We start from the raw sequence: 23852 nt of genomic DNA, 5'->3' as shown, positions 1-23852 counted from the left end.
AGAAGGAACCTCCGCTTGCCCCGCGCTGACGCGCACCGTGCGCCGGCGACCACCCCGGCCTGCGGGGCGCGAGGGCAGTCGCGGACCAATCAGTCCGGTCACGGGGCCTCGAACCGGGTCACGGCCAGTGCCTTGTCCACCCGAGCGGCAGCCAGGTCGTCGTGGCGGATCACGAAACTCGTGCAGTACTCCTCGTAGGCCCGTGCCTCACTGGCGAGCGATATCCATTCGCCTGCCAACCGGTGCTTCTCCTCCTCCAGGTGGGAATACCATTTCGCGATCGGGATGGCCGGGATCTCGCCTGCCTTCTCGCGTCCCGCGAGGGTCTGCTCCGCGATGCCGTTGATCACCTCGTCGTCGACATACCCACCGAGGACGACGCCGGCGCCGGACGGCCAGACGTCGTGGGCCAGGGTCCGCAGTTCGTCCAGGTGCGGCAGGTCGCGTTCCATGTACCGGGCCAGCCGCTGCTGGAAGGGAGACATGTCCTCCCATTCGAGGTCCTCCCAGAACTCGTGCCAGTCCTCGTCGCCCTCCTGGAGCCAGAGGGGCAGTTCCGCCCCGAGCCGGGCGCTGACGTCGAACTGCTCGCGGACACAGTGGGGCTCGGGAGCTTCCGCGACCGCCGTCACGGTGCCGTCCGGTACATGCACGACTCGCGCGTACCTCCCGGAACGGTCCTCGTGGTCCCTCTCCTGGTGCACGAAGAAGAGCAGCGTCCCGTCCACCGGCAGGTCGAAGCCGTCGGCTCCCGGCAGCGCCCCACAATCGACGGAAAGGAGCAACGGCAACGGAATGTCCCCTGCGGACGGCCACTCCATGCCCACCGGCAGCCGGGGAAGCCCGCCCATCCGCCCGACCGGAGCACCACCGCCCCCGGACAGTCCGACCGACGGACGGAGGTGCCGGCTGAACCTGCTGATCTCGTCGCCCGGGATGCCCAGCTCAAGCGCTGCGCGGCGAAACGCGCCCTGATGATCCATGCCCGAAAAGATAGACCGCCCCAACCGCCGTCAAGGCGCCCCGTACGCCGCCGCTCCCGCTCTCGGCAGGGTCGCCCACCGGGCCTCGTGATCCTCGACGTCAAGGCGGGGAGGGCCGACCAAGTGCTGTGAAGTCCGTATGAAACATTTCCGGGGGTCCACCGCATTGATGAGGTGAAGGCAGCAGGCATCGGGGGCGCTGGTTATGGCACGGCAGAGACGGACGGACGAGTACGCCGAGTTCGCGGCGGCGCGGGCCGGGCACCTGTACCGGTCCGCCTGCCTGCTCACCGCCGGGGACACGCATCTGGCCGAGGATCTCGTGCAGGAGACCTTCGGGCGGCTGTACGTGCGGTGGGGGCGGGTGTCGCGGGTGGAGAACCCGGCCGCCTACGCACAGACCGTGCTCACCCGCGCCTTCCTCGCACATCAGCGGCGGCGCAGCAGCGGGGAGCGGGCGACCGATGTCTTTCCCGATCTGCCCGGCGCCGGTGACGGGGACGCGTCGCTGCGGCTGACGCTGCTGGACGCGCTCGCGCGGCTGCCCGCCAAGGACCGGGCGGTCGTCGTCCTGCGGTACTGGGACGATCGCTCGGTCGAGCAGACCGCCGACGTACTCGGCGTCAGTTCGGCGGCGGTGCGGACGCGGTGCTCGCGGGCGCTCGGCCGGCTGCGGGCGCTGCTGGGCGCGGATCTCGCCGAGTACGCCAGACCCTGACGTCCGTTCTCCTGCCGTCCCGCCGTTCCCTTCTCGTCGTTCCCTTCTCGTCGTTCCCTTCTCGTCGAGTTCTCCCATCTCTCTTCACCCACGCGGAAAGGGTGGTTCGCCATGCCCGAAAAGCAACAGCAGGACTCCTTCGAGGAGCAGCTCGCCGCCGCGCTGCGCGACACCGGCGGTGCGTTCCGGGCCGCCGACCGTACGGCCCTCATCGACGCGGGGCGCACCCGCGGGCGCCGGGCGCTGACGCGGCGCCGTACCGGCGTGCTCGGCGGGGTGGCCGGGGTCGCCCTGATCGGGGTGGGCGGGGCGATGCTGCTGCCGTCGGGGGGCTCCGACGACGGCGAGCGGTCCTCCGCGGCCTCCCGGACCACCGCCCGGGCGTCCTCCTCGGCCGCTCCGTCCCCGGTCTCCGGCGACGCCATCCTCAAGTCGCTGAAGGAGCTGCTTCCCGAGGGCGAGTACGGCGCCTCGGACGCCCGGGGGTCCGGTGAGAAGCCGGGGCCGTACGCGCAGGTCGTGTTCGACGACGGCGAGGGCGCGGCCGCGATCAGTCTGGGCTTCGGGCGGGTCGAGCCCGGGAGTCCGGAGGTGGGGCAGCTCACCCAGTGCCCGGACCAGACCTTCATCCCGTACGACTCGTGCGACTCGAGCCGGCTGGACGACGGTTCGACGCTCCGGCTGATGCGGGGCTACGAGTACCCCGACCGGCGCGTCGACACCAAGCTCTGGTCCGCCGACCTCGTCACGGCCGAGGGGCAGCACGTCAGCGTGAGCGAGTGGAACTCCGCTGCCGAGAAGGGGGCGCCCATCACGCGGGAGGACCCGCCGTTGTCGACCGACGCGTTGAAGAAGCTCGTCACGGCCGACGTGTGGCGCGACGTGGTCGCGGCCACGCCGGTCCGGCCGACGCCCTCCGCCTCCGCCGGGGCCTCCGAGAAGGAGCGGCCCCCCGCCGTCTCGGGCGAGGACATCACCAAGACGCTCGTCGGGCTGCTCCCCGAGGGGCTGAACGTGGTCAAGAAGGGCGGCCAGGAGACCGAGTTCTCCTACGTCGTCGTCGACGACGGACGTGGCGCGAGCATGGTCCAGGTCAACGTCCAGCACGGCATGGACGACGTGGCCGGTCAGCTCTACGGCTCCGGGACGACCCTGCCCGACGGCACCCGCATCGCCACCCGCCAGGGAATCGGCGACGACCGGGTCCCGGGGGTCGTGATGTGGACGGTCGACACCATGCGCCCGGGTGACGACGGCTTCCGCGTGGTGATCAGCGAGTTCAACAACGGCTCCGCCCACGGCCGGCCCACCCGCGACGCTCCCGCGCTGACCATGGACCAGCTGCGGGAGATCGCGCTCAGTGAGGAATGGGACGCGCTGCGGTAGCCGGGAACGGAACGGTCAGAAGAACTCCGACCACGGCTGGTCCCAGATCTGCTTCACGCACAGGACCAGGAACAGCAGGCCCGCCACGGTCAGCATGCCGTTGCTGAGGTTGCCGTTGCGCCACTCGCGCGGGGTGCGGGAGGAGTTGAGGAGCCACATCAGGGTGAGGGCGAGGAAGGGCATGAAGGCGGCGCCCAGGACGCCGTAGATGATGATGAGGCGGAAGGGCTCGTCCTGGAAGAGCAGGACGATGGGCGGGAAGGTGAGCCAGAGCAGGTAGGCGCGGAAGGCCCAGGAGCGTTCGCGGCGGCCGGAGGCCAGCTCGTCTCCCCGCGCCTCCCGTTCGCCGCGCCGGCGGGCCAGGAAGTCGGCGAACATCAGGCTCACGCCGTGCCAGACGCCGATCAGCGAGGTGAAGGAGGTGGCGAAGAAGCCGATGAGGAAGAGCTTGCCGGTCGCCGTGCCGTACTGGTCCTCGAGGATGTCGCCGAGCTGGATCAGGCCCTTGTCTCCGCTCGCGAGCGCGATGCCCGCCGAGTGGAGCAGTTCGGCGCCGACGAAGAGCATCGCGACGACGAAGATGCCGGTCGTGGCGTAGGCGACCCGGTTGTCCAGGCGCATGACCTTCATCCAGCCGGTGTTGGTCCAGCCCTTGGCGTTGACCCAGTAGCCGTACGCGGCCAGCGTGATGGTGCCGCCCACGCCGCCGATCAGGCCCAGCGTGTTGAGGACCGAGTCCTTCTCGTCCGGGAGGACCGGCAGGAGGCCGGCGAAGGCGTCGCCCAGGTTGGGCGTGACCCGGATCGCCAGGTACACCGTCACCACGAACATGACGCCCACCAGGACCGTCATGACCTTCTCGAAGACGTTGTACTTGTTGAACCAGACGAAGACCAGGCCCGCCAGGCCGCAGGCGATGCCCCACCATTCGAGGCCCATCACGTCCGGGAAGAGGGCCTGGAGGGGCAGGGCGCTGGACGACATCGCCGCTGCGCCGTAGACGAAGCCCCAGATCACGGCGTAGATCGCGAAGAACCAGGTGGTCCAGGGCCCGATGCTGGCCCAGCCGTCGAAGAGCGTGCGGCCGGTGGCCAGGTGCCAGCGGCCGCACGCCTCGGCGAGGGAGATCTTCACGAGGCAGCCGATGACCGCCGCCCACAGCAGGGTGTAGCCGAAGTTGCTGCCCGCGATGAGGGTGGCCACGAGGTCGCCGGCGCCCACGCCGGTCGCCGCGACGACGATGCCGGGGCCGATGTAGCGCCAACTGGACTTACGGGGGGCCGAGTCGGCGCCGACCGATACGCCCGCGTCTGAGGTGTTGCCCGTGGTGTCCGCCATGGGGGTCAAGAAATCCCATGGCCGACGGCGCGGCAAGAGGGCGTGCACGGATCTTCACCCGAAACGCTTACTCGGCGCGGGCCTTGGCGTCCTCGGTGTCGTCGGCCTTCTCGGCCTTCTCGGCCTTCTCGGCGTCCTCGGCGTCCTCGGCGTCGTCGTCCGTCTTCTCCGACGTGACCGCGGATTCGGCCTCGGTCTCCGCCTCGCCGTCCTCGAAGTACGCGTCGAGTACCTCGTCCAGGGCCGATTCCCACTCCGCGAAGCGGCTGCGCGACGCGGCCTCGATCTCGATCGGGTACCAGCGGCGGTCCGGCGTGTGCACCGTCACCGTGAACCGCTTGCCGAAGCGGCCCGTCTCCGTCTCGACGGCGCCGACCTCGTCCCAGCGGAACTCGCAGCTCTGGTCGTCGAGGGAGAGACGTACGCCCTTGTGGTCCGCGACGATCCTGGCGCGGCGGTCGGAGGCCTCGAAGACCGGGCCGTCCACGGGGGCCTCGTCCGCCGGTTCCGCGGCGTCGTCGGCGCCGTCGGCGTCCTCGGCGGACGGTTCGCCGGCGGCCGGAGACTGCGACGCGTCCGCGGTCTCCGCGTCCGCGTCCTTCCCGGCCTCCGCCTCCTCGCGTCTCACGTCCTCGGGCTCACCGGACACGGGTGCGGTGAGCCCGGGGATGAATGCCGGGTCGAATCCGGCGCCTTCCAGGGGCTGGCTCGTCGATCCTCTGCGCTGCTCCACGCGGGCAGTATGGTCGACGATCCTGTGTCGGGCACAGCCAGCCCCAACTTCGTTATCAGACGCCTACACGAGCCGCCCGCACGAGCCGCCTACACGAACAGGCTCACCACCGCCGCCACCACGAACCCGGCGACCGACAGGACGCTCTCCAGCACGGTCCACGTCTTGAGCGTGTCCCGCTCGCTGATGCCGAAGTACTTGGCGACCATCCAGAAGCCGCCGTCGTTGACGTGCGAGGCGAAGATGGAGCCCGCCGAGATGGCCATGATGACCAGCGCGACGAACGCCTGCGAGTGGTCGCCCTCGGCGAGCAGCGGCGCCACGATGCCCGCCGTCGTCACGATCGCCACCGTCGCCGAGCCCTGCGCGACCCGCAGCACCACGGAGATCAGGTAGGCGAGGACGATCACCGGCAGGCCGACGTCGTTGAAGGTGTCCGAGAGGGCCTGCGCGACGCCGCTGGCCTTGAGGACGGCGCCGAAGACACCGCCGGCCCCGACCACCAGCAGGATGTTGCCGACCGGCTTCAGCGAGGCCGTCGAGACGGTCTCCAGGGACTTGCGGGACCAGCCGCGCCGGATGCCGAGGAGGTAGTAGGCGAGGAGCAGGGCGATGGTCAGGGCGACGAACGGGTTGCCGAAGAACTCGATCACCGAGCGGAGGGTGGACGGGTCCAGGGCGATGGAGGAGAAGGTCGCGGCGAGGATCAGGACCAGCGGGGTGCCGATGATGCCGAGGACGGTGCCGAGCGCGACGGGGGTCTCGGTGGGCGCGACGCCGGCCTTGCGCTGCTCCTCGATGACGGCCTGCTTGGCCTCCTCGGACGCCTCGACCATGTCCTGCGGCACGGGCACGAAGATGCGGCGGCCGATCCAGGCGGAGAACACCCAGGCGGCGAGGACGGCGGGGATCCCGCAGACGATGCCCATGAGGATGATCCAGCCGAGCTTGACGTTCAGCAGTCCCGCGGCGGCCACCGGGCCGGGGTGCGGCGGCAGGAAGGCGTGGGTCATGGAGAGGCCGGCCAGCAGCGGCAGGCAGTACAGCAGGATCGACTTGCCGGAGCGCTTGGCGGCGGCGTAGACGATGGGCGCGAGGACGAAGATGCCCACGTCGAAGAAGACCGGGATGCCGAAGATCAGGCCGGTCAGGCCCATGGCGAGCGGGGCGCGCTTCTCCCCGAAGAGGCCGAGGAGGCGGGAGGCGAGTACCTGTGCGCCGCCGCTGACTTCGAGGATCGCGCCGAGCATGGTGCCCAGGCCGATGATGATGGCGACGTGGCCGAGGATGCCGCCCATGCCGGACTCGATGGTGGAGACGGCGTCCGACTTCTGGACGGTGCCGAAGAGTTCGGTGACCGACAGGCCGGCGAGCAGGCCGACGGCTATGGAGACGGCGAGCAGCGCGACGAAGGGTTGCAGCCGCACCTTGATGATGAGGAAGAGCAGGAGTGCGATGCCGATGGCGGCGACGGTCAGCAGGCCGGCCGTGCCGTCGATCAGGGTGAGCAGACCGCCGGTGTGGGGTGGGGTCTCCGCGGCGGAGGTGGCGGCGAGCTGGAGGGACGAGTAGGACATACGGGGGTCCTCTGGGTAAACACATACTGCTTTCGGGCAGGGCGGGGCGCGGCACGGCGCCCCGAAGGGGAGGGCGCCGTGCCGTGCGACAGAGCAGAGAGAGAAGGTGCGGCCGGGCGGGTCAGCCCAGGACGGCCAGCGCGTCGATCTCGATGAGGAGGCCGGCGGGCAGACCGACGTACACGGTCGTGCGGGCGGCGGGCGGCTGGGTGAGGCCCTGCTCCGCGAAGTAGGCGTTGTAGATCTCGTTCATCTCGGCGAAGTGGTCCACGTCCGTGAGGTAGACGCGGAGCATCATCACGTCGTCCCAGGAGGCGCCGCCCTCCTCCAGGATCGCCTTGACGTTGGCGAGGGTCTGGAGGGTCTGCTCGCGCAGGGTCGGGCCGGCCGGGGTGGGGGCCTTGCCCTCCTCGTGGGGGAGGAAGCCGACCTGGCCGGCGACCTGGAGGATGTTGCCCTTCTTCACGCCGTGGCTGAACTTCGCCGGGGGGACGGTGTGGGTCGCGGGGACGAGAGCGATCTTGTCGGTCATGCGGTGACTTCCTTGACTGGGGTCCTGCCGGAGTACTCGCCGCTGATGGCGTCCGCCGTACGGCGCACCAGCGGGAGCAGGGTGAGGAGTTCGTCGGCGGTGACGACGACGTTCGGCGCGGAGACCGACATGGCGGCGACCACCCGGCCGTCCGCGCCCCTGATGGGTGCGGCGACGCAGTTGATGGACTCCTCGTGGCCACCGAGGTCGGTGGCCCAGCCCTGTTCGCGCACCTTGGCGAGTTCCTTGAGGAACCCGTCGGCGTTCGGTGTCGAACGGGCCGTGTACATGGGGTAGTCGAGCTGCTCGGCAATGTTCCGGCGCTCGTCCTCGGGGAGGTCGGCCAGCAGCAGCTTGGCGACGGCCGCGACGGTGATGGCGACGGGCTTGCCGATCCGGGAGTACATACGGACCGGGTAGCGGCTCTCGACCTTGTCGATGTAGAGGACCTCGTCCTCCTCGTGGACGGCGAGGTGGACGGTGTGTCCGACCTGCTCGTTGAGGCGTACGAGGTGGGGGTGGGCGATCTCGCGGACGTCGAGGTTCTCCATCGCCTCCTGGGCGAGGGAGATGAGCCGGGCGCCGAGGCGGTAGCGCTGGTCGGCCTGGCGGTAGACGAAGCCGTGGTCGTGGAGGGTGCGCAGCAGGCGCAGGGCCGTGGACTTGTGCACGCCGAGGCGGTCGGCGACCCGGCCCAGGTCGGCGGGGCCCTCGGCGAGCAGCGGCAGGATGCTGAGCGCGCGGTCGACGGTCTGGCTCATGGTGTGCGTACCTCCTCGTCGGCCCCTTCGCCCGTCCTGTCGCCGGGCCTTTCGCCGTCCTGTGTCCAGCCGGGGCCGAGTCGCAGTCTCCCCCACGCGGTGTCGTCGAGGGCGGCCAGGCGGTCGGCGTGGTCGCGGGCCGGGGGTGTGGCGAGGTCGCCGGGGACGGTGAGGGCGGCGGCGGCCATGAGGTGGCCGTGGCGCAGGCGGTCGCGTACGGGCAGGTCGCGCAGGGTGGCGGAGAGGAACCCGGCGGCGAAGGCGTCGCCCGCGCCGACGGCGGCGACGACGTCGACGCGCAGGGCGGGCACGGAGGTGACCTGGTCGGCGCCGGAGGGGCCGTGGAAGGCGGTGGCGCCGGTCGCGCCCTGTTTGACGACGAGCAGCTCCGGTTCGGGCAGCGCGGCGCGTACGGCCTCGGGCCCGTCGAGGCCCCAGGCGTCCCGCGCCTCGTCGTCGCCGACGAAGACGAGGTCGGCGCCGCGGGCCAGTTCGAGGAGCACCTCGGGACCGTGACCGTGAGCGGCGTCGCGCCACAGGCCGGGGCGGTGGTTGACGTCGAAGGAGACGAGGGGCCGGCCGGGGCGGCGGGCGGTCAGCTCGCGCGTCAGGCCGAGGCAGTCGGCGGAGAGCGCGGGCGTGATGCCGGACAGGTGCAGGATCCGGCCGGAGCGGATCGCGTCGAGGTCCATGGTGTCGACGGACATCGCGGAGGCGGCCGAGCCCGCCCGGTAGTAGGCGACCTCGTGGGCGTCGGTGGACCGGTCGCCCGCGGTGCGGAAGTAGATCCCGGTCGGGCGGGCGGGGTCGCGGCGGACGGCACGGACGTCGACGCCGTAGCCGCCGATCGCCTCGACGAGGTGGTCGCCGAAGCCGTCGGCGCCGGCCCGGCCGACCCAGCGGACGGAGTGCCCGGCGGCGGCGAGTACGCAGGCCACGTTGGACTCGGCGCCGCCGATGGCCCGGTCGAAGGAGGGGACGTCGGCGAGGCGCCCGGGGCGGGAGGGCAGGAAGGTGACCATGGACTCGCCGAGCGCGACGACGTCCGCGACGTCGGGGGCGGTGCTGGTTCGTCCGTTGGCGGTCACGATGGTGGGGGCTCCTCGTCGCGTCTGGCGGGCGGCGGCTCCGTTGACCCCGCGTTCGCCGAGATGTTAGACAGCAGTTAGCGATATACGCAACGATCGTTGCAGATTTTGCAACGGATCAGATCAGGGAGGCTCCATGGCCCTCGACCACGGCCCCGCAGGCGGCCGCGAAGCCCTCGCCGAGCTGGCCGGGGAGCGCGTCGACCACCGCTTCAAGGGCCTCCCGCCGGACGCGTACGGCCTGACCGTCGCCGAACTGGCCGGACAGCGCCGCAACCTCTTCACCGGCGGCTTCGCCACCCCCGTCCTCGCGCTGTCCGCCGAGCGCCTGGAGCACAACCTGCGGCTCATGGAGACGTACGCCGCCCGGCACGGCCTCGCCTTCGCGCCGCACGGCAAGACCTCCATGGCCCCGCAGCTCTTCCACCGCCAGATCGAGCACGGCGCCTGGGGCATCACCCTCGCCGTGCCGCACCAGGTGTGGGTGGCGCGGGCCTTCGGCATCGGGCGGATCTTCCTGGCCAACGAGCTGGTCGACGCCGCAGCCCTGCGCCGCCTCGCGGCCGAGCTGGACGCCGACCCGGACTTCCGCTTCGTCTGCTACGTCGACTCGGTGCGCGGCGTCGAGCTGATGGACGCGGCCCTGACGGACGCGGGCGCCTCCCGCCCGGTGGACGTCGTGGTCGAGCTGGGCGCCGGTGAGGGCGCCAGGACCGGGGCGCGTACGGAGGCGGACTGCGCGGCGGTCGCCGACGCGGTGGCCGGGACGCGGACGCTGCGGCTGGCGGGCGTCGCCGGGTACGAGGGCGAGGTGCCGGACGCCGACCCGGAGCGCGTGCACGCCTGGCTGCGGCGGCTGGTCGCGCTGGCGGCCGACTTCGACAAGGCCGGGCGGTTCGAGGGCCTGGAGGAGATCGTGCTGAGCGCGGGCGGCAGCGCCTGGTTCGACGCGGTGGCCGACGCGTTCGCCGAGGTGCCCGACCTCTCCCTGCCGGTGCTCAAGCTGCTGCGCTCCGGCGCCTACGTCTCCCACGACGACGGGCACTACCGGGAGGTGACCCCCTTCAACCGCGTCCCCGCCGAGGGCGCCCTGGAGCCCGCGTTCCGGCTGTGGACGCAGGTGGTCTCCCGCCCCTCCCCCGAGCAGGCCTTCGCCAACGCCGGCAAGCGGGACGCGGCCTACGACCTCGACCTGCCCTTCGCCCAGGTGGTCCGCCCGGCCGGCGGCGGCCCCGAGCGCCCGGCGGCCGGCATCGCCGTGAGCGGCCTGTCCGACCAGCACGCCTGGCTGCGCACCGGCCCGGAGGCGGAACTGGAGGTCGGGGACTGGGTGGGCCTTGGCCTGTCCCACCCCTGCACGTCCTTCGACAAGTGGCAGCTCATCCCGGTCGCGGAGGCGGACGGGACGGTCGTCGAGTACATCCGCACGTTCTTCTGAGGCAGCCGAGGTCCGAGGGACAAGAGGGAGCAGAAGCATGGAAGAGCTGGTCATCCGGGACGCCGACGTCGTGGACGGTTCCGGCGCCGACTCCTACCGCGCCGACGTCGTGGTCGACCGCGGCCGGATCGTCTCGATCGTCAAGGAGGCGGCGGCCGCCGGCTGCCAGCGCCCCAAGGCGCGCCGCGAGCTGGACGCCGAGGGCCTGGTCCTCTCCCCCGGCTTCATCGACATGCACGCCCACAGCGACCTGGCCCTGCTGCGGGACCCCGACCACAGCGCCAAGGCCGCGCAGGGTGTCACCCTGGAGGTCATCGGCCAGGACGGGCTGTCGTACGCGCCGGTCGACGACCGCACCCTCGGCGAGGTGCGCCGGGCGATCGCCGGGTGGAACGGCCCCGGGGACGACGTCGACTTCGACTGGCGGACGGTCGGCGAGTACCTGGACCGGCTCGACCGCGGCATCGCCGTGAACGCCGCGTACCTGATCCCGCAGGGCACGGTGCGCGCGCTCGCGGTGGGCTGGGACGACCGGGAGGCGACGCCCGCCGAGCTGGAGCACATGCGGCGCCTGGTCGCCGAGGGCCTGGAGCAGGGCGCGGTCGGCATGTCGTCCGGGCTGACCTACACGCCCGGCATGTACGCCAAGGACGCCGAGCTGACGGAGCTGTGCCGGGTGGTCGCCCAGTACGGCGGCTACTACTGCCCGCACCACCGCTCGTACGGCGCCGGGGCCCTCGAGGCGTACGAGGAGATGGTCGAGCTGACCCGGGAGGCGGACTGCCCCCTCCACCTGGCACACGCGACCATGAACTTCGGCGTGAACAAGGGCAGGGCCCCCGAGCTGCTGACCCTGCTGGACGACGCGCTCGCCGGCGGCGCCGACATCACGCTCGACACCTACCCGTACACCCCCGGCTGCACGACCCTCGTGGCGCTGCTGCCGAGCTGGGCGAGCGAGGGCGGCCCGGAGCAGATCATGAAGCGGCTGGCGGACGACGACACCGCCGAGCGGATCCGGCACCACATGGAGGAGATCGGCTCCGACGGCTCCCACGGCGTGCCCATGGAGTGGGAGACGATCGAGATCTCCGGCACGGGCGACCCGGCGCTCGCGGAGTACATCGGCCGTACGGTCCTGGAGTCGGCGCGGCTGCGCGGCGAGAGCCCGTGGCAGGTCGCCCGGCACCTGCTGCTGGCCGACCGGCTGGCGCCGACCATCCTCCAGCACGTCGGCCACGAGGAGAACGTCCGCGCGATCATGCGGCACCGCGTCCACACCGGCGGCTCGGACGGCATCCTCCAGGGCGCCAAGCCCCACCCGCGTGCCTACGGCACCTTCCCGCACTACCTGGGCCACTACGTGCGCGAGCTGGGCGTGCTCCCCCTGGAGGAGTGCGTCGCCCACCTCACCTCGCGCCCGGCGGCCCGGCTGCGGCTGCCCGACCGGGGCCTGGTACGCGAGGGGTACCGGGCCGACCTGGTCCTCTTCGACCCGGCGACGGTCGCGGCGGGCAGCACCTTCGAGGAGCCGCGCGTCCTACCGACGGGCATCCCGTACGTACTGGTCGACGGGCGGTTCGTGATGGAGGACGGGCGGCGCACGGACGTGCTGGCGGGACGGGCCGTCCGCAGGACTCCCCGCTGACCGCCCGCCCGCGGTCCGTCACGGCTTGGGCACGGCGCAGCCGCTCATGCTCAGGTCGAGCTTGCTGTCGACACCGAAGCAGGCAGCGAAGAGGTAGGTCTGCTGGGCGTAGTTGATGCCCTCGCGGACCGTGACCCGCCCGGTCTCGTCGACCTCGCACGGGTTGTTCACCGTGCAGCGCTCGCCGTTCGTGTTCCCCGTGTTGTTGACGGCGACCACCTGGCCGGTGGCGCTGTCGACGACCGGTGAGCCGGAGGTGCCGCCGATGGTGTCACAGGCGGAGGTGTAGCGGACCGAGTCCTTCCAGGTCCAGTCCCCCTCCTTCATGCGGTAGACGAATCCGTCGATGGAGCAGTCGTAGATCCGCTTCCAGTAGCCGGACACCACGCTGATGGACGTACCGGCCGCCGGGCGGGTCCCGCTCAGCTCCAGCGCGTCGATGCCGTACGCGCTCTTGATCTGCCCGTAGGTCGTGCGGAGCCGGTAGATCGCGGCGTCCGTGTCGGTCATGGTCGCGTAGACGAGGCGGTCGGCGCGCAGGGTGGCGACCTGGGAACCGGAGGAGTCCAGCAGCCCGAAGCCGCGGCTGGAGGCACGGTCGACGAGGACCTGGCCGGCCGCGGGGAAGCCGCTCTCCAAGCAGTGGCCGTTGGTGAGCACGAGCGCCGGGTCGTCGTCCGCCGAGCCGGGCATGCGGACGACGGAGCCGGAGCAGTTGCTGAGCGCGACGGTGCCGGCGAAGTTCACCGCGCCCGCCTCGGGAGCGCGGAGTCCGGACAGGGTGTCCGCCGCGGTCCCGACCACACCCTCGACGACATCCGTCAAGGTGCCCGGGGCGGCGTCCGTGGTCGTGTCCGCGCCCGTGGGGGCCGGCGCGGCAGCGACCGCGGGTGTCGCGCCGACCCCGGCGAAGGCCAGGGCGCAGAGCGCGACAAGGAGAGGTTTTCTCATGGGGGGTCCCCTCTTGCGACGTCGGGCGACCGGAGGGCCTCCGGCCACCCGTTCAGTTGTCATGCGCATTGTCATCACGCGGATAACGAGGGGACAAGGCTTGGTTTCCAGCCGGTAGCTTCGTCGCGCGACCAGGGTCTCCCGGGACGAAGGGGACGGGGGGCGAGGGCCTGGGGAGAGTCGGTGTGGAGGTGGTGGAGGGGACCGAGGAGACGGGCGGCTACTTGGGCCGCTTCGGTTCGCGCCCCCTCCCCGGCCGCCCGTCGGAGCCTCCCGGGCCCGAAGAGCCCGGCCCCGTGGTGGCGGAGGGCGACACGGCCGGGGCGTCCGGTGCCGGCGTGACACCGGCCGACGGCTCGGCCGGCACCCCTCCGGACGCGCCCCCTTCGCCCCTCCGGTCCGCGTCCCCGCCCTCGCCGCTCGCGCTCGGAGGCTCCGGGCGGACGGCCGGGGAACCGCCGTCGGCGGCCGGTTGCCCGGCGGTGGCGGAAGCAGCCGGCTCCGCCACCACCGGGGAGGGCGAGGCCGAGCCGGACGCCTCCACGCCGAACCCCTCGGCCGTCGGGCCCGTACGGCCGTCCTTGCCGCCGGAACCGCCGGAGCCGCCGGACGGCGAGCCGGGCCAGACGAATCCCGCGATCAGCGCCGCCACCGCCACCGCGCCCACCACTTCGGCCACGGCCACCGCGCGCCCCGGCCGCCGGGCGACGGCCCTGCGGCCCGCACCGTGGCGCGGGCCACCGCCCCCCGTCACGGAGGGGACGTCCCGCTCCCCCACCGGCGGCAGTTCGCGCGTCTCGTCGTACGCGTTCTCCCAGCCGTGAGCGCTCGCCGGGTCGGCGTACCCGTCGTACCGCGTGGGTGGGGCGTTCTGCGGGAGGTACACGTTCGGCGAGCCCTGGGCCTCCGGCACGGTGTTCCCCCCGTCGGCGTACGGAGAAGGGCTGGACATGGCGGGGCAGTGTAGGGAGCCGAGGCGCTCCAGGGACAGCGAGCGGACAAATCGTCCGAATCGAACCGTCTCACGTGGCGGATAACACGACCCGAAGGGCCATACCGGGCCGTAAGCTCCCAGCATGCAGGTGATCCAGTCGACCAAGCTCGCCAACGTCTGTTACGAGATCCGGGGCCCGGTGCTCGAGGAGGCGATGCGGCTGGAAGCGGCCGGTCACCGCATCCTGAAGCTCAACACCGGCAACCCGGCGGCGTTCGGCTTCGAGTGCCCGCCCGAGATCCTGGAGGACATCCTCCGCAACGTCTCCACGGCACACGGCTACGGCGACGCGAAGGGCCTGCTGGCGGCGCGCCGGGCGGTCGTCATGCACAACCAGACCCTCGGCATCGAGACGGACGTCGAGCACGTCTTCATCGGCAACGGCGTCTCCGAGCTGATCGTGATGGCGATGCAGGGCCTGCTCGACGACGGCGACGAGGTCCTCGTCCCGGCCCCGGACTACCCCCTGTGGACGGCCGCCGTCTCGCTCTCCGGCGGCACGGCGGTGCACTACCGCTGCGACGAGCAGTCCGACTGGATGCCCGACCTCGCGGACGTCGAACGGAAGATCACCGACCGCACCAAGGCACTGGTGATCATCAATCCGAACAACCCGACGGGCGCGGTCTACGACGACGCGATGCTGCGCGGGCTGACGGACATCGCCCGCCGGCACAACCTGCTGGTCTGCTCCGACGAGATCTACGACAAGATCCTCTACGACGACGCCACGCACACCCCGACCGCCGCGATCGCCCCCGACCTCCTCACCCTCACCTTCAACGGCATGTCGAAGGCGTACCGGGTGGCCGGCTACCGGGTCGGCTGGATGTCGATCTCCGGGCCGCGCGCGCACGCCGAGTCCTACATCGAGGGCCTGACGATCCTGGCGAACATGCGGCTGTGCGCCAACATGCCGGGCCAGCACGGCGTGGTCGCGGCGCTCAGCGGGCGGCAGACCATCAACGAGCTGGTGCTGCCCGGCGGGCGGCTGCGCGAGCAGCGGGACGCCGCCCACGAGGCGCTGACCAGCATTCCGGGCGTGACCTGTGTGAAGCCGAAGGGCGCGCTGTATCTCTTCCCCCGGCTCGACCCCAAGGTCTTCAAGATCAAGGACGACCGGCGGATGGTCCTCGACCTGCTGCGCCAGGAGAAGATCATGGTCGTCCAGGGCACCGGCTTCAACTGGCCGGAGCCCGACCACTTCCGGGTGGTGACCCTGCCGGCGGCCGCGGACCTGCGCGAGGCGGTGGACCGGATCGGGAACTTCCTGGACGGGTACGGGCAGCCCTGAGCCGTCTCCGCCTCAGCCTCAGCCTCCGTTTCGGGGGCTGTCCCGAACGGCGTCAACTTTAGATTGGATCTAATGTAGGATGGTTTCCTGAAGCACTCAGGAGGCCATCCCATGTACGAGCCGATCCGCAGCAAGTCGGTCCACAGCACGATGGCCGACGGCACCACGGACTTCCCCCACCGGTCCCGGGGCGAAGAGCTGGACATCCAGCTCGCGGGCCATCTCGCCGCGCTGCTCACCGTCACGGACGAGCTGCGCGCGCTGGCGCCCGGGACCGACCTGGACACCGCCGCCGACCGGCTCGCCGAGCAGGTGACCCGGCTGCGGGGAGGCCTGGCGCCGGCCCGGCTCGAGGTGGCCGCCACCCGTCCGAAGGCGTGTCCGGCGGCCCTGCACCGGCGGGCGCACACGCTGGCGGCCCGCGCCCTGGTGGTCGCGGCCTCCCGCGCCGACACGGCGGCGGCGATCCTCACCGCCGAGCGCATGGACGCGCACGCCGCGACCCTCGAACCGCGCGAACTCGCGTCGCGCTGAGCCCACCGGGCTCCTCGGACGGCCCCGGCCCGCGCGCACCCGCAGCGACGCGCGGGCCGGGTGCCATGCACTGCGTGGCCTTGGCGGGTCGCTGCGGCGCCGTGGGACCGCTTGCCGGTTGGCGGCTTTCCGTCGCGTGTGGCTGGTCGCGCCCACGCGGCGGAGCCGCACATCGACACAGCCCCGCGCCCCTTTGGGGCGCGTACTTGTCGGCGCGAAGAGGGAAGCCCGGAATGCCGAAGGGCCGGGTCCTCCGCACGCCGTTGTGCGGTGACCCGGCCCGAGCGGGACCTTCCCGCGCCCCGGGTACTGCTGAGCTACTGGGGCGCGGGGAGATCCCCTCGTGACCGGCCTTCGTGACGACTTCGCGGGTCAGGGCTAGTCGGACCGGCCACGGAGCTGAGTGGGGACGGTGCTCAGCCCAGGCGCTCCACCAGCGCCCGGTACTGGTCCCACAGCTCGGTCGGCGTGTGGTCGCCGAAGGTGTTCAGGTGCTCGGGGACGAGCGCCGCCTCCTCGCGCCACACCTCCTTGTCGACACTGAGCAGGAACTCCAGGTCGGCGTCGGCCAGGTCGAGGCCGTCGGTGTCGAGGGACTCCTTGGTCGGCAGCACACCGATCGGGGTCTCGACACCGCCCGCCCTGCCCTCGAGGCGCTCCACGATCCACTTGAGGACGCGGCCGTTCTCGCCGAAGCCGGGCCAGACGAACCGGCCGTCGTCGTCCTTGCGGAACCAGTTGACGTAGTAGATCTTCGGCAGCTTGGACTGGTCCCCCCTCTGCGAGGCGGACTTGCCCACGTCGACCCAGTGCCCCATGTAGTCGCCCATGTTGTAGCCGCAGAACGGCAGCATGGCGAAGGGGTCGCGGCGCAGCTCGCCGACCTTGCCCTCGGCGGCGGCGGTCTTCTCGGAGGCCACGTTGGCGCCGAGGAAGACGCCGTGGTTCCAGTCGAAGGACTCGGTGACCAGCGGTACGGCGCTGGCGCGGCGCCCGCCGAAGAGGATCGCCGAGATCGGCACGCCCTTGGGGTCCTCCCACTCCGGCGCGATGATCGGGCACTGCGCGGCGGGCGTGGTGAAACGGGCGTTGGGGTGCGCGGCGGGCGTGCCGGACTCGGGCGTCCAGTCGTTGCCCTTCCAGTCGGTCAGGTGGGCCGGGGTCTCCTCGGTCATGCCCTCCCACCACACGTCGCCGTCGTCGGTGAGGGCGACGTTGGTGAAGACCGAGTTGCCCCACAGCGTCTTCATGGCGTTGGCGTTGGTGTGCTCACCGGTGCCGGGCGCGACGCCGAAGAAGCCGGCCTCGGGGTTGATGGCGTACAGGCGGCCGTCCTCGCCGAAGCGCATCCAGGCGATGTCGTCGCCGATGGTCTCCACGGTCCAGCCGGAGATCGTGGGCTCCAGCATGGCGAGGTTGGTCTTGCCGCAGGCCGACGGGAAGGCGGCGGCGACGTACTTGGGCGCGCCGGTGGGCGGCGTCAGCTTCAGCACCAGCATGTGCTCGGCGAGCCAGCCCTCGTCGCGGGCCATGACGGAGGCGATGCGCAGGGCGTAGCACTTCTTGCCGAGCAGGGCGTTGCCGCCGTAGCCGGAGCCGTAGGACCAGATCTCGCGGTCCTCGGGGAAGTGCGAGATGTACTTGGTGCTGTTGCAGGGCCACGGGACGTCCGCCTCGCCCTCGGCGAGCGGGGCGCCGACGGAGTGCACGGCCTTGACGAAGAAGCCCGTCTCGCCCAGCTCGTCCAGGACGGGCTGTCCCATGCGGGTCATGGTGCGCATGGAGGCCGCGACGTAGGCGGAGTCGGTGATCTCGACGCCGAGCGCGGAGAGCGGGGAGCCGAGGGGGCCCATGCAGAAGGGCACGACGTACATGGTCCGGCCCCGCATGGAACCGCGGAACAGACCGCCCTCGCCCTGGTCACCACGGAAGATCTCCCGCATCTCGGCGGGGTCCTTCCAGTGGTTGGTCGGGCCGGCGTCCTCCTCCTTGGCGGAGCAGATGAAGGTCCGGTCCTCGACGCGCGCGACGTCGGTGGGGTCGGAGGCCGCGTAGTAGGAGTTGGGGCGCTTGATCGGGTCGAGTTTGCGGAAGGTGCCCTTCTCGACGAGCTCCCCGCACAGGCGCTCGTACTCGGCCTCGGATCCGTCGCACCAGACCACGGAGTCCGGCTGGGTCAGTTCGGCGATCTCGTTGACCCACGAGATCAGTTCCTGGTGGTTGGTGGGGACGGGGGGAGCCGCGATGTCGCGCGCCACGATTGCTCCTAAATGAGGGGTTTTTTGTTGGAGGCCCCGTGGGGGCTGCGACCCGGATGCGTGACGTGTGCCTCGTGGGCGCTCATCCGGTGTCGACCGCACTCATTTGATCATCCGACTCGAGCGCCCATCTGTCCAGAGGGCGTCACACCTGAGCGGAGTGAGGATCGCCACGTGCCCGAACCGGGCGTGCGGCGCCGGGCCCCCCGTGAGACGATGGCCACTCGCCGTTCGTCATACGTCCGTACTGATACGTAACTTACGGAACCGTAGGTACGATGCGCCCATGACTGCGTCCGTCCCCGACGCGCCCAAGGACTCGCCGGCCGCCGGCCCCGGCCCTGTAGCGCTCTCCCTCCCGCACCCGGTCAAGCCGAAGCTTCGCGGCTGGCTGCATCTCGGCATGTTCCCGGCGGTCCTGATCGCCGGTCTGGTGCTCACCGCCCTCGCCGAGTCGCCCGAGGCCCGCATAGCCTGCGGCGTCTACGTCCTGACGGCCTGCCTGCTGTTCGGCGTCAGTGCGCTCTACCACCGGGGCGACTGGAGCCCCCGCATGGACGGCGTCCTGCGCCGTCTCGACCACGCCAACATCTTCCTGATCATCGCGGGCACCTACACCCCGCTCACGATGCTGCTGCTGCCCGGCGCCAAGGGCGAGTGGCTGCTGTGGGGCATCTGGGCGGCCGCCGCGGCAGGCATCGTCTTCCGGGTCTTCTGGGTCGGCGCCCCGCGCTGGCTCTACACCCCCTGCTACCTCGCCATGGGCTGGGCGGCCGTCTTCTACCTGCCCGAGTTCATGCGGGCCGGCGGCATCGCCGTCCTGGTCCTGGTGATCGTCGGCGGCCTGCTCTACAGCGCGGGCGGCGTGATCTACGGCCTCAAGCGCCCCAACCCGTCACCCCGCTGGTTCGGCTTCCACGAGGTCTTCCACTCCTTCACGCTGGCCGCCTTCATCGCCCACTACGTGGGGATCTCGCTGGTCGCGTACTAGGGCCTGTCCGGCGGATCAGGTCGCAGGTAAGACGCGGCACCTCGTAGACGCTGGTGAGCGGGGTCGGGTGCGTGCAGCTGCAAGGCGGAGGAGGGCGTCGACGCGAAGCGTCGACAACCGACGACAACGCCGCAGATGGGCGTGCCCGGCCCCGCGTCTGCGGCATGATCCGCCGGACAGGCCCTGGTCGCGCGCCTGCTCGGAAAGACCGGGCTCCGGGCCCGGCCCCCGTGGCATCCTGACCGGGTGAACGGTCCCGAGATCCGCGTCGAGTTCGCCCCCGAGCTGCACCTGTTCGTCCCGCGCGCCCGCCCCGCCGGCGTGGCCCGTGCGGCCGCCGACGGGGTCTCCACCCTCGGCCACCTCGTCGAGTCCCTCGGCGTTCCGCTCACCGAGGTCGGCGCCCTGCTCGTCGACGGCCGCGAGGTCCCGCCCGGACACATCCCGGCGGGCGGCGAGTCGGTGCGCGTACGGCCCGTCCGGCACCCCCAGCGCGTGCCCGGCGCTCCCCTGCGGTTCCTGCTCGACGTGCACCTGGGCACCCTGGCCCGCCGGCTGCGGCTGCTCGGCGTGGACACGGCGTACGAGTCGACGGACCTCGGCGACCCGGCGCTCGCCGCGCTGTCGGCGGCCGAGAAGCGGGTCATGCTCAGCCGCGACCGCGGTCTGCTGCGCCGCCGCGAGCTGTGGACCGGCGCCTACGTCTACAGCACCCGCCCCGACGAACAGCTCCAGGAGGTCCTGGACCGGTTCCGGCCCGAGCTGCTCCCGTGGACCCGGTGCACCGCCTGCAACGGACTGCTCCGGGCGGCCACCAAGGAAGAGGTCGCGGCGCAGCTCGAGGGCGGGACGCGGCGGTCGTACGACGTCTTCGCCCAGTGCGCCGACTGCGGACGCGCCTACTGGAGGGGCGCGCACCACGAGCAGCTGGAGGCGATCGTGGAGCGCGCCGTGAGCGGCACCCGGGACGCCTGAGCGGGCCGCCTCAGCCGGTCGGGGCGGCGCCCAGCGCGGCGCGCAGCCGCTCGGGGTCGGTGGTCGGCGCGTCGCAGGTGAAGTTCCGGCAGACGTAGGCGGCCGCCGCCCCGCCCACCAGGGGCCGGTCGGCGAGCAGCGGGAACTCGTCGCTCCCCTCGGTGCCGAAGGCCACGACCGCTCCGGGCGCCGTACCCAGCAGTGCCGTACGGTGCAGCCCGCGCGCGGCGGGGTCGGCGGGCGCCGGTCCGACGACGGCGACTTCCCGGGGGCCGTCGAGCAGGGCCTCGGCGGCGGCCAGGCCCCAGCCGATGAAGCGCGGGACGCGTGGGCCGAGCGCCTTCACCACGCCGAGGGCGTGCTCGGCGGCCGTGCGGTGGGGCTCGGAGCCGGTGTGCGCGGCGTACGTCAGCAGGGCGCCCGCGGCGGCGCTCCAGCCGGACGGGGTGGCGTTGTCGGTGGGGTCCTGCGGGCGGCGGATCAGCTGCTCGGCGTCGGCGGCGGTGTCGTAGAGTGAGCCGGACCCGTCCGTGAAGCGGGTGAGGACGTGGTCGAGCAGGAATCCGGCGAAGTCCAGCCAGACGCCCTCCCCGGTGACCGACGCCAGCGCGAGGAAGCCCTCGGCCGCGTCGGCGTAGTCCTCCAGCACCCCGGCGTTGGCACCGGGCCTGCCGTCCTTGCTGGTGCGGGTGATCCGGACCTGCTCGTCGAGGTGGAGGCGCACCAGCAGGTCGGCGGCGGCGACGGCGGCCTCGACCAGGTCGGGGCGCTCGAAGTAGGCGCCGGTCTCGGCTAGCGCGGCGATCGCCAGGCCGTTCCAGGCGGCGACCACCTTGTCGTCCCGGCCCGGTGCGGGACGCCCGTCGCGCGCGGCCAGCAGCCGCTCCCGGACCGACGCGATCCGTGCGGCGTCGAAGACGCCCTCCTGCTGCGGCAGTTGCAGCACGGAGGCGCCGTGCTCGAAGGTGCCCTCCTCGGTCACGCCGAAGTACTGCGCGGCCAGTTCCGCGTCCTCGGCGCCGAGGACCTCGGTGAGCTGCGCGGGCGTCCACACGTAGTACGCGCCCTCGACGTGCTTCCCCGTCCCGTCGTCGCTGTCGGCGTCCAGGGCGGAGGCGAACCCGCCCTCTGCGGTGCGCAGTTCCCGCACCATGAAGTCGGCGGTCTCCAGGGCGACGCGGCGGGCGAGGTCGGATCCGGTGGCCCGCCAGAGGTGGGCGTAGACCCGGCACAGCAGGGCGTTGTCGTACAGCATCTTCTCGAAGTGCGGCACGACCCAGTCGCGGTCCACGGAGTAGCGGGCGAAGCCGCCGCCGAGCTGGTCGTAGAGGCCGCCGCGGGCCATCCGCTCGCAGGTGTCGGCCGCCATCTGGAGCGCGCCCTCGGCGCCGGTGCGGGCGTGGTGGCGCAGCAGGAACTCGATCGCCATGGACGGCGGGAACTTCGGCGCCCCGCCGAACCCGCCGCGCTGCGCGTCGTACTCCCGGGTGAGGCCGAGCAGCGCCTGCCCGAGCTGCTCCTCGCCGGGCGCCTCGGCGTCGCCGTAGGAGATCTCCCGCCCGGCGAGGTCCCGCACGATCTTCCCGGCGACCTCGCTCACCTCGTCGCGCCGCTCCGCCCAGGCCTGCTGGACGCCCTGGAGCACCTGGCGGAAGGAGGGCATGCCGTGCCGGGGCTCGGGCGGGAAGTAGGTGCCGAAGTAGAAGGGCTCGGCGTCCGGGGTGAGGAACACGGTCATGGGCCAGCCGCCCTGGCCGGTGGCCGCCTGCACGGCCTCCATGTAGACGGCGTCGACGTCGGGGCGCTCCTCGCGGTCGACCTTGACGCTCACGAAGTGCGAGTTGAGGTACTCGGCGGTGGGCCCGTCCTCGAACGACTCGTGCGCCATGACGTGGCACCAGTGGCACGCGCTGTAGCCGACGCTCAGCAGGACGGGGACGTCGCGCCGCCGGGCTTCTTCGAACGCGTCGGTTTCCCACGGCCACCAGTCGACCGGGTTCTCCGCGTGCTGGAGGAGGTAGGGGGACGTCGCCTGCGCAAGTCGGTTGGGCATGCCCCCCATCCTCGCGCACGCGCCGCCGCCCCGTCCGTACGCCACGGTGGGGGGGCGCACGGACGGGGCGGCCGGAGTCCCGTCGGGGCTTCTGCTCAGTAGTCGACGCGGTCGGTCTTGGCGATCCAGGCGTCGAACGGCTGGGTGCGGTGGGGCAGGTCGAGGTGTTCCACGGTCATGGGCCAGTTCGCCTGCGGCCGCTTCTCGAACAGGTCGTAGAACTTGCGGTCGTCGAAGCCGGCCACGGCGGCGTCGTGGCGGTCGGCGGAGAAGACGAGGCGGTCGACGCGGGCCCACAGGGCCGAGGACAGGCACATCGGGCAGGGCTCGCAGGACGTGACGAGGGTGCAGCCCTCCAGGCTGAACGTGTCGAGCGCCTTGCAGGCGGCGCGGATGGCGCTGACCTCGGCGTGGGCGGTGGGGTCGAGGCCCGCGGTGACCTGGTTGTTGCCGAGGGCGATGATCTCGTCGCCCCGGGCGATGAGGGCGCCGAAGGGGCCGCCGCCGTTCTGGACGCTGGTGGTGGCCAGCTCGATGGCCTTGTCCATCCAGGCGCGCTCGAACTCGCGGATGCCGGTCTCGAGGGTGTCGGTGGTCATGCGTGCTCCTTCTTGGGCATGCGGCGTGCGGGAGGACGGCGTGCGGGCCGGGGCGCTTCGAGGGGAGGAGGCGTAGGAGCAGTACACAGCTCGGCGACGAGACCCGGCCAGGGGCCGAAAACATGAACTACGGACGGGCTGCGACCGACGGTTCGTAGACTCCTACAAAGGCCTGCCGCGGCCTCTTCGGGTCACTGACCGTCGGCCTCGAAGGTGCGCAGCAGGTCCGCCGCGACGCTCACGGCGATGGTCGCGGGCTCCTTGCCGGTGATGTCGGCCAGCCCGATCGGTGTCTTGATCCGGTCGATGACGGCCTCGTTGTGGCCGCCCTCGGTGGCGAGGCGCTTGCGGAAGCGGGCCCACTTGGCCGCCGATCCGATGAGTCCTATGGACCCGAGGTGGTCCGTGCGCAGGGCCGCGTCGCACAGGGCCGCGTCCTCGGCGTGGTCGTGGGTCATGATCAGGACGTGGGTGCCGCGCGGCAGCCGTGCGAGGACCTCCTCGGGCAGCAGCGGCGTGTGGTGCGTGTGCACCTGCGCCACCGCGTCCGCCAGCACGCCGAGGCGCTCCTCGGTGAGCATGTCGGAGCGGTTGTCGACGAGGTGGAGGTCGAGGTCCTGGCGGGCCAGGACGCGCGCCAGCTCGAGACCGACGTGGCCGACGCCGAAGATCGCCACCGCCCGGACCGCCGGCAGCGGTTCCAGCAGCACCGAGACGGCGCCGCCGCAGCACTGCACGCCGTGCTGGTTGGTCACCTTGTCGTTCAGGGCGAAGTCGAGCAGCTCCGGTTCCGCCTTGGCCGCGGTGATCATCTCGCGGGCCCGGTCGATCGCCACGGCCTCGACGTTGCCGCCGCCGATCGAGCCCCACGTCTCGGTGTGCCCCACGACGAGCTTGGCCCCGGCGTCGCGCGGGGCGTGGCCGCGCACGGTCGCGACGGTCACCAGCACGCCGGACTCCCGGCGTGCCCGCAACCGCGCGACCGCGGCGACCCACGTCAT

21 protein-coding genes are annotated in these 23852 nt (G+C 72.0%); 8 read left to right on the top strand and 13 right to left on the bottom strand.

All coding sequences use genetic code 11. The features are described from left to right. Positions 1–98: 98 nt before the first annotated feature. The gene (locus tag Sco07f_RS17095) at positions 99–983 is read right to left on the bottom strand and encodes a DUF1963 domain-containing protein (RefSeq protein WP_108988366.1); all 885 of its coding nucleotides are present in this window, start codon (positions 981–983) and stop codon (positions 99–101) included. 205 nt (positions 984–1188) lie between these two features. Between Sco07f_RS17095 and Sco07f_RS17090 the strand changes: the two genes are divergently transcribed. Both Sco07f_RS17090 and Sco07f_RS17085 read left to right on the top strand, forming a co-directional pair. Beyond that, positions 1189–1701, top strand: a complete 513-nt coding sequence (locus Sco07f_RS17090) for a SigE family RNA polymerase sigma factor (RefSeq protein WP_007444363.1) — start codon at positions 1189–1191, stop codon at positions 1699–1701. A gap of 111 nt (positions 1702–1812) precedes the next feature. Further along, positions 1813–3087 (top strand): hypothetical protein, encoded by a 1275-nt coding sequence (locus Sco07f_RS17085; protein ID WP_108988296.1) that lies wholly within the window; start codon positions 1813–1815, stop codon positions 3085–3087. A gap of 15 nt (positions 3088–3102) precedes the next feature. Here the strand turns inward: Sco07f_RS17085 and Sco07f_RS17080 are convergent, their stop codons facing one another. The 6 genes from Sco07f_RS17080 to Sco07f_RS17055 form a co-directional block, all read right to left on the bottom strand. Next, positions 3103–4425, bottom strand: a complete 1323-nt coding sequence (locus Sco07f_RS17080; protein ID WP_164141865.1) for an Nramp family divalent metal transporter — start codon at positions 4423–4425, stop codon at positions 3103–3105. Between the two features lie 67 nt (positions 4426–4492). Beyond that, positions 4493–5158: a hypothetical protein gene (locus tag Sco07f_RS17075; protein ID WP_108988294.1), complete on the bottom strand. Its 666-nt coding sequence runs from the start codon at positions 5156–5158 to the stop codon at positions 4493–4495. An 89-nt stretch (positions 5159–5247) separates the two neighbouring features. Further along, entirely contained in the window at positions 5248–6735 is a 1488-nt protein-coding gene (locus Sco07f_RS17070; protein ID WP_007444376.1) for a GntP family permease, read from the bottom strand. Positions 6736–6856: 121 nt separating this feature from the next. Next, on the bottom strand, positions 6857–7267 hold the full coding sequence (locus Sco07f_RS17065) for a RidA family protein (protein WP_003973987.1): 411 nt from the start codon (positions 7265–7267) through the stop codon (positions 6857–6859). Continuing rightward, positions 7264–8028, bottom strand: coding sequence for an IclR family transcriptional regulator (locus Sco07f_RS17060; protein ID WP_108988293.1), 765 nt, complete (start codon positions 8026–8028; stop codon positions 7264–7266). The genes Sco07f_RS17065 and Sco07f_RS17060 overlap by 4 nt, the downstream gene beginning before the upstream one ends. After that, positions 8025–9116 carry a sugar kinase gene (locus tag Sco07f_RS17055; protein WP_007444373.1) on the bottom strand — a complete coding sequence of 364 codons (1092 nt, stop codon included), beginning with the start codon at positions 9114–9116 and terminating at the stop codon, positions 8025–8027. Before Sco07f_RS17055 ends, Sco07f_RS17060 begins: the two co-directional genes overlap by 4 nt. 136 nt (positions 9117–9252) lie before the next feature. Here Sco07f_RS17055 and Sco07f_RS17050 point away from each other — a divergent pair, with 136 nt between their 5' ends. Continuing rightward, positions 9253–10554 carry an amino acid deaminase gene (locus Sco07f_RS17050; protein WP_108988292.1) on the top strand — a complete coding sequence of 434 codons (1302 nt, stop codon included), beginning with the start codon at positions 9253–9255 and terminating at the stop codon, positions 10552–10554. Positions 10555–10591: 37 nt separating this feature from the next. Beyond that, a complete protein-coding gene (locus tag Sco07f_RS17045; RefSeq protein WP_108988291.1) occupies positions 10592–12202 on the top strand; it encodes an N-acyl-D-amino-acid deacylase family protein in 1611 nt (536 codons plus the stop codon). A gap of 18 nt (positions 12203–12220) precedes the next feature. Here the strand turns inward: Sco07f_RS17045 and Sco07f_RS17040 are convergent, their stop codons facing one another. Both Sco07f_RS17040 and Sco07f_RS17035 read right to left on the bottom strand, forming a co-directional pair. Then, positions 12221–13153: a S1 family peptidase gene (locus Sco07f_RS17040; RefSeq protein WP_108988290.1), complete on the bottom strand. Its 933-nt coding sequence runs from the start codon at positions 13151–13153 to the stop codon at positions 12221–12223. 220 nt (positions 13154–13373) lie between these two features. Continuing rightward, complete coding sequence (locus Sco07f_RS17035; RefSeq protein WP_108988289.1) at positions 13374–14105, bottom strand: hypothetical protein; 732 nt, start codon at positions 14103–14105, stop codon at positions 13374–13376. Positions 14106–14229: 124 nt separating this feature from the next. Between Sco07f_RS17035 and Sco07f_RS17030 the strand changes: the two genes are divergently transcribed. Next, positions 14230–15441, top strand: coding sequence for a pyridoxal phosphate-dependent aminotransferase (locus Sco07f_RS17030; RefSeq protein WP_007445667.1), 1212 nt, complete (start codon positions 14230–14232; stop codon positions 15439–15441). Between the two features lie 111 nt (positions 15442–15552). After that, on the top strand, positions 15553–15975 hold the full coding sequence (locus Sco07f_RS17025) for an SCO4983 family protein (RefSeq protein ID WP_054099168.1): 423 nt from the start codon (positions 15553–15555) through the stop codon (positions 15973–15975). Between the two features lie 416 nt (positions 15976–16391). Here the strand turns inward: Sco07f_RS17025 and Sco07f_RS17020 are convergent, their stop codons facing one another. Beyond that, a complete protein-coding gene (locus tag Sco07f_RS17020) occupies positions 16392–18233 on the bottom strand; it encodes a phosphoenolpyruvate carboxykinase (GTP) (RefSeq protein WP_108988288.1) in 1842 nt (613 codons plus the stop codon). A 286-nt stretch (positions 18234–18519) separates the two neighbouring features. Here Sco07f_RS17020 and trhA point away from each other — a divergent pair, with 286 nt between their 5' ends. After that, positions 18520–19224, top strand: a complete 705-nt coding sequence (gene trhA, locus Sco07f_RS17015) for a PAQR family membrane homeostasis protein TrhA (RefSeq protein ID WP_087789707.1) — start codon at positions 18520–18522, stop codon at positions 19222–19224. Positions 19225–19470: 246 nt separating this feature from the next. Continuing rightward, positions 19471–20199 (top strand): Mut7-C RNAse domain-containing protein, encoded by a 729-nt coding sequence (locus tag Sco07f_RS17010; RefSeq protein WP_007444201.1) that lies wholly within the window; start codon positions 19471–19473, stop codon positions 20197–20199. A 10-nt stretch (positions 20200–20209) separates the two neighbouring features. Here Sco07f_RS17010 and Sco07f_RS17005 read toward each other — a convergent pair whose 3' ends face one another. From Sco07f_RS17005 to xdhC, 3 genes are all read right to left on the bottom strand, one after another. Continuing rightward, positions 20210–22252 carry a thioredoxin domain-containing protein gene (locus Sco07f_RS17005; RefSeq protein WP_007444205.1) on the bottom strand — a complete coding sequence of 681 codons (2043 nt, stop codon included), beginning with the start codon at positions 22250–22252 and terminating at the stop codon, positions 20210–20212. Between the two features lie 95 nt (positions 22253–22347). Beyond that, on the bottom strand, positions 22348–22851 hold the full coding sequence (locus Sco07f_RS17000) for a nucleoside deaminase (protein ID WP_054099171.1): 504 nt from the start codon (positions 22849–22851) through the stop codon (positions 22348–22350). Positions 22852–23042: 191 nt separating this feature from the next. Further along, on the bottom strand, positions 23043–23852 hold the full coding sequence (xdhC, locus tag Sco07f_RS16995; RefSeq protein ID WP_108988287.1) for a xanthine dehydrogenase accessory protein XdhC: 810 nt from the start codon (positions 23850–23852) through the stop codon (positions 23043–23045).

Source organism: Streptomyces coelicoflavus, assembly GCF_003112555.1.
In the GTDB taxonomy this organism is placed as follows: domain Bacteria; phylum Actinomycetota; class Actinomycetes; order Streptomycetales; family Streptomycetaceae; genus Streptomyces; species Streptomyces coelicoflavus.
Note: the sequence above shows the minus strand (reverse complement) of the source record. Positions and strands in the feature narration are given on the sequence as shown.

What these genes read in the sequence shown, in the direction of transcription:
- Sco07f_RS17080 (WP_164141865.1), bottom strand. Translation starts at nt 4,425, where the DNA reads ATGGCGGACACCACGGGCAACACCTCAGACGCGGGCGTATCGGTCGGC.
- xdhC (WP_108988287.1), bottom strand. Translation starts at nt 23,852, where the DNA reads ATGACGTGGGTCGCCGCGGTCGCGCGGTTGCGGGCACGCCGGGAGTCC.
- Sco07f_RS17030 (WP_007445667.1), top strand. Translation starts at nt 14,230, where the DNA reads ATGCAGGTGATCCAGTCGACCAAGCTCGCCAACGTCTGTTACGAGATC.
- Sco07f_RS17085 (WP_108988296.1), top strand. Translation starts at nt 1,813, where the DNA reads ATGCCCGAAAAGCAACAGCAGGACTCCTTCGAGGAGCAGCTCGCCGCC.
- Sco07f_RS17045 (WP_108988291.1), top strand. Translation starts at nt 10,592, where the DNA reads ATGGAAGAGCTGGTCATCCGGGACGCCGACGTCGTGGACGGTTCCGGC.
- Sco07f_RS17090 (WP_007444363.1), top strand. Translation starts at nt 1,189, where the DNA reads ATGGCACGGCAGAGACGGACGGACGAGTACGCCGAGTTCGCGGCGGCG.
- Sco07f_RS17035 (WP_108988289.1), bottom strand. Translation starts at nt 14,105, where the DNA reads ATGTCCAGCCCTTCTCCGTACGCCGACGGGGGGAACACCGTGCCGGAG.
- Sco07f_RS17070 (WP_007444376.1), bottom strand. Translation starts at nt 6,735, where the DNA reads ATGTCCTACTCGTCCCTCCAGCTCGCCGCCACCTCCGCCGCGGAGACC.
- Sco07f_RS17000 (WP_054099171.1), bottom strand. Translation starts at nt 22,851, where the DNA reads ATGACCACCGACACCCTCGAGACCGGCATCCGCGAGTTCGAGCGCGCC.
- Sco07f_RS17025 (WP_054099168.1), top strand. Translation starts at nt 15,553, where the DNA reads ATGTACGAGCCGATCCGCAGCAAGTCGGTCCACAGCACGATGGCCGAC.
- Sco07f_RS17060 (WP_108988293.1), bottom strand. Translation starts at nt 8,028, where the DNA reads ATGAGCCAGACCGTCGACCGCGCGCTCAGCATCCTGCCGCTGCTCGCC.
- Sco07f_RS17040 (WP_108988290.1), bottom strand. Translation starts at nt 13,153, where the DNA reads ATGAGAAAACCTCTCCTTGTCGCGCTCTGCGCCCTGGCCTTCGCCGGG.
- trhA (WP_087789707.1), top strand. Translation starts at nt 18,520, where the DNA reads ATGACTGCGTCCGTCCCCGACGCGCCCAAGGACTCGCCGGCCGCCGGC.
- Sco07f_RS17065 (WP_003973987.1), bottom strand. Translation starts at nt 7,267, where the DNA reads ATGACCGACAAGATCGCTCTCGTCCCCGCGACCCACACCGTCCCCCCG.
- Sco07f_RS17005 (WP_007444205.1), bottom strand. Translation starts at nt 22,252, where the DNA reads ATGCCCAACCGACTTGCGCAGGCGACGTCCCCCTACCTCCTCCAGCAC.
- Sco07f_RS17050 (WP_108988292.1), top strand. Translation starts at nt 9,253, where the DNA reads ATGGCCCTCGACCACGGCCCCGCAGGCGGCCGCGAAGCCCTCGCCGAG.
- Sco07f_RS17095 (WP_108988366.1), bottom strand. Translation starts at nt 983, where the DNA reads ATGGATCATCAGGGCGCGTTTCGCCGCGCAGCGCTTGAGCTGGGCATC.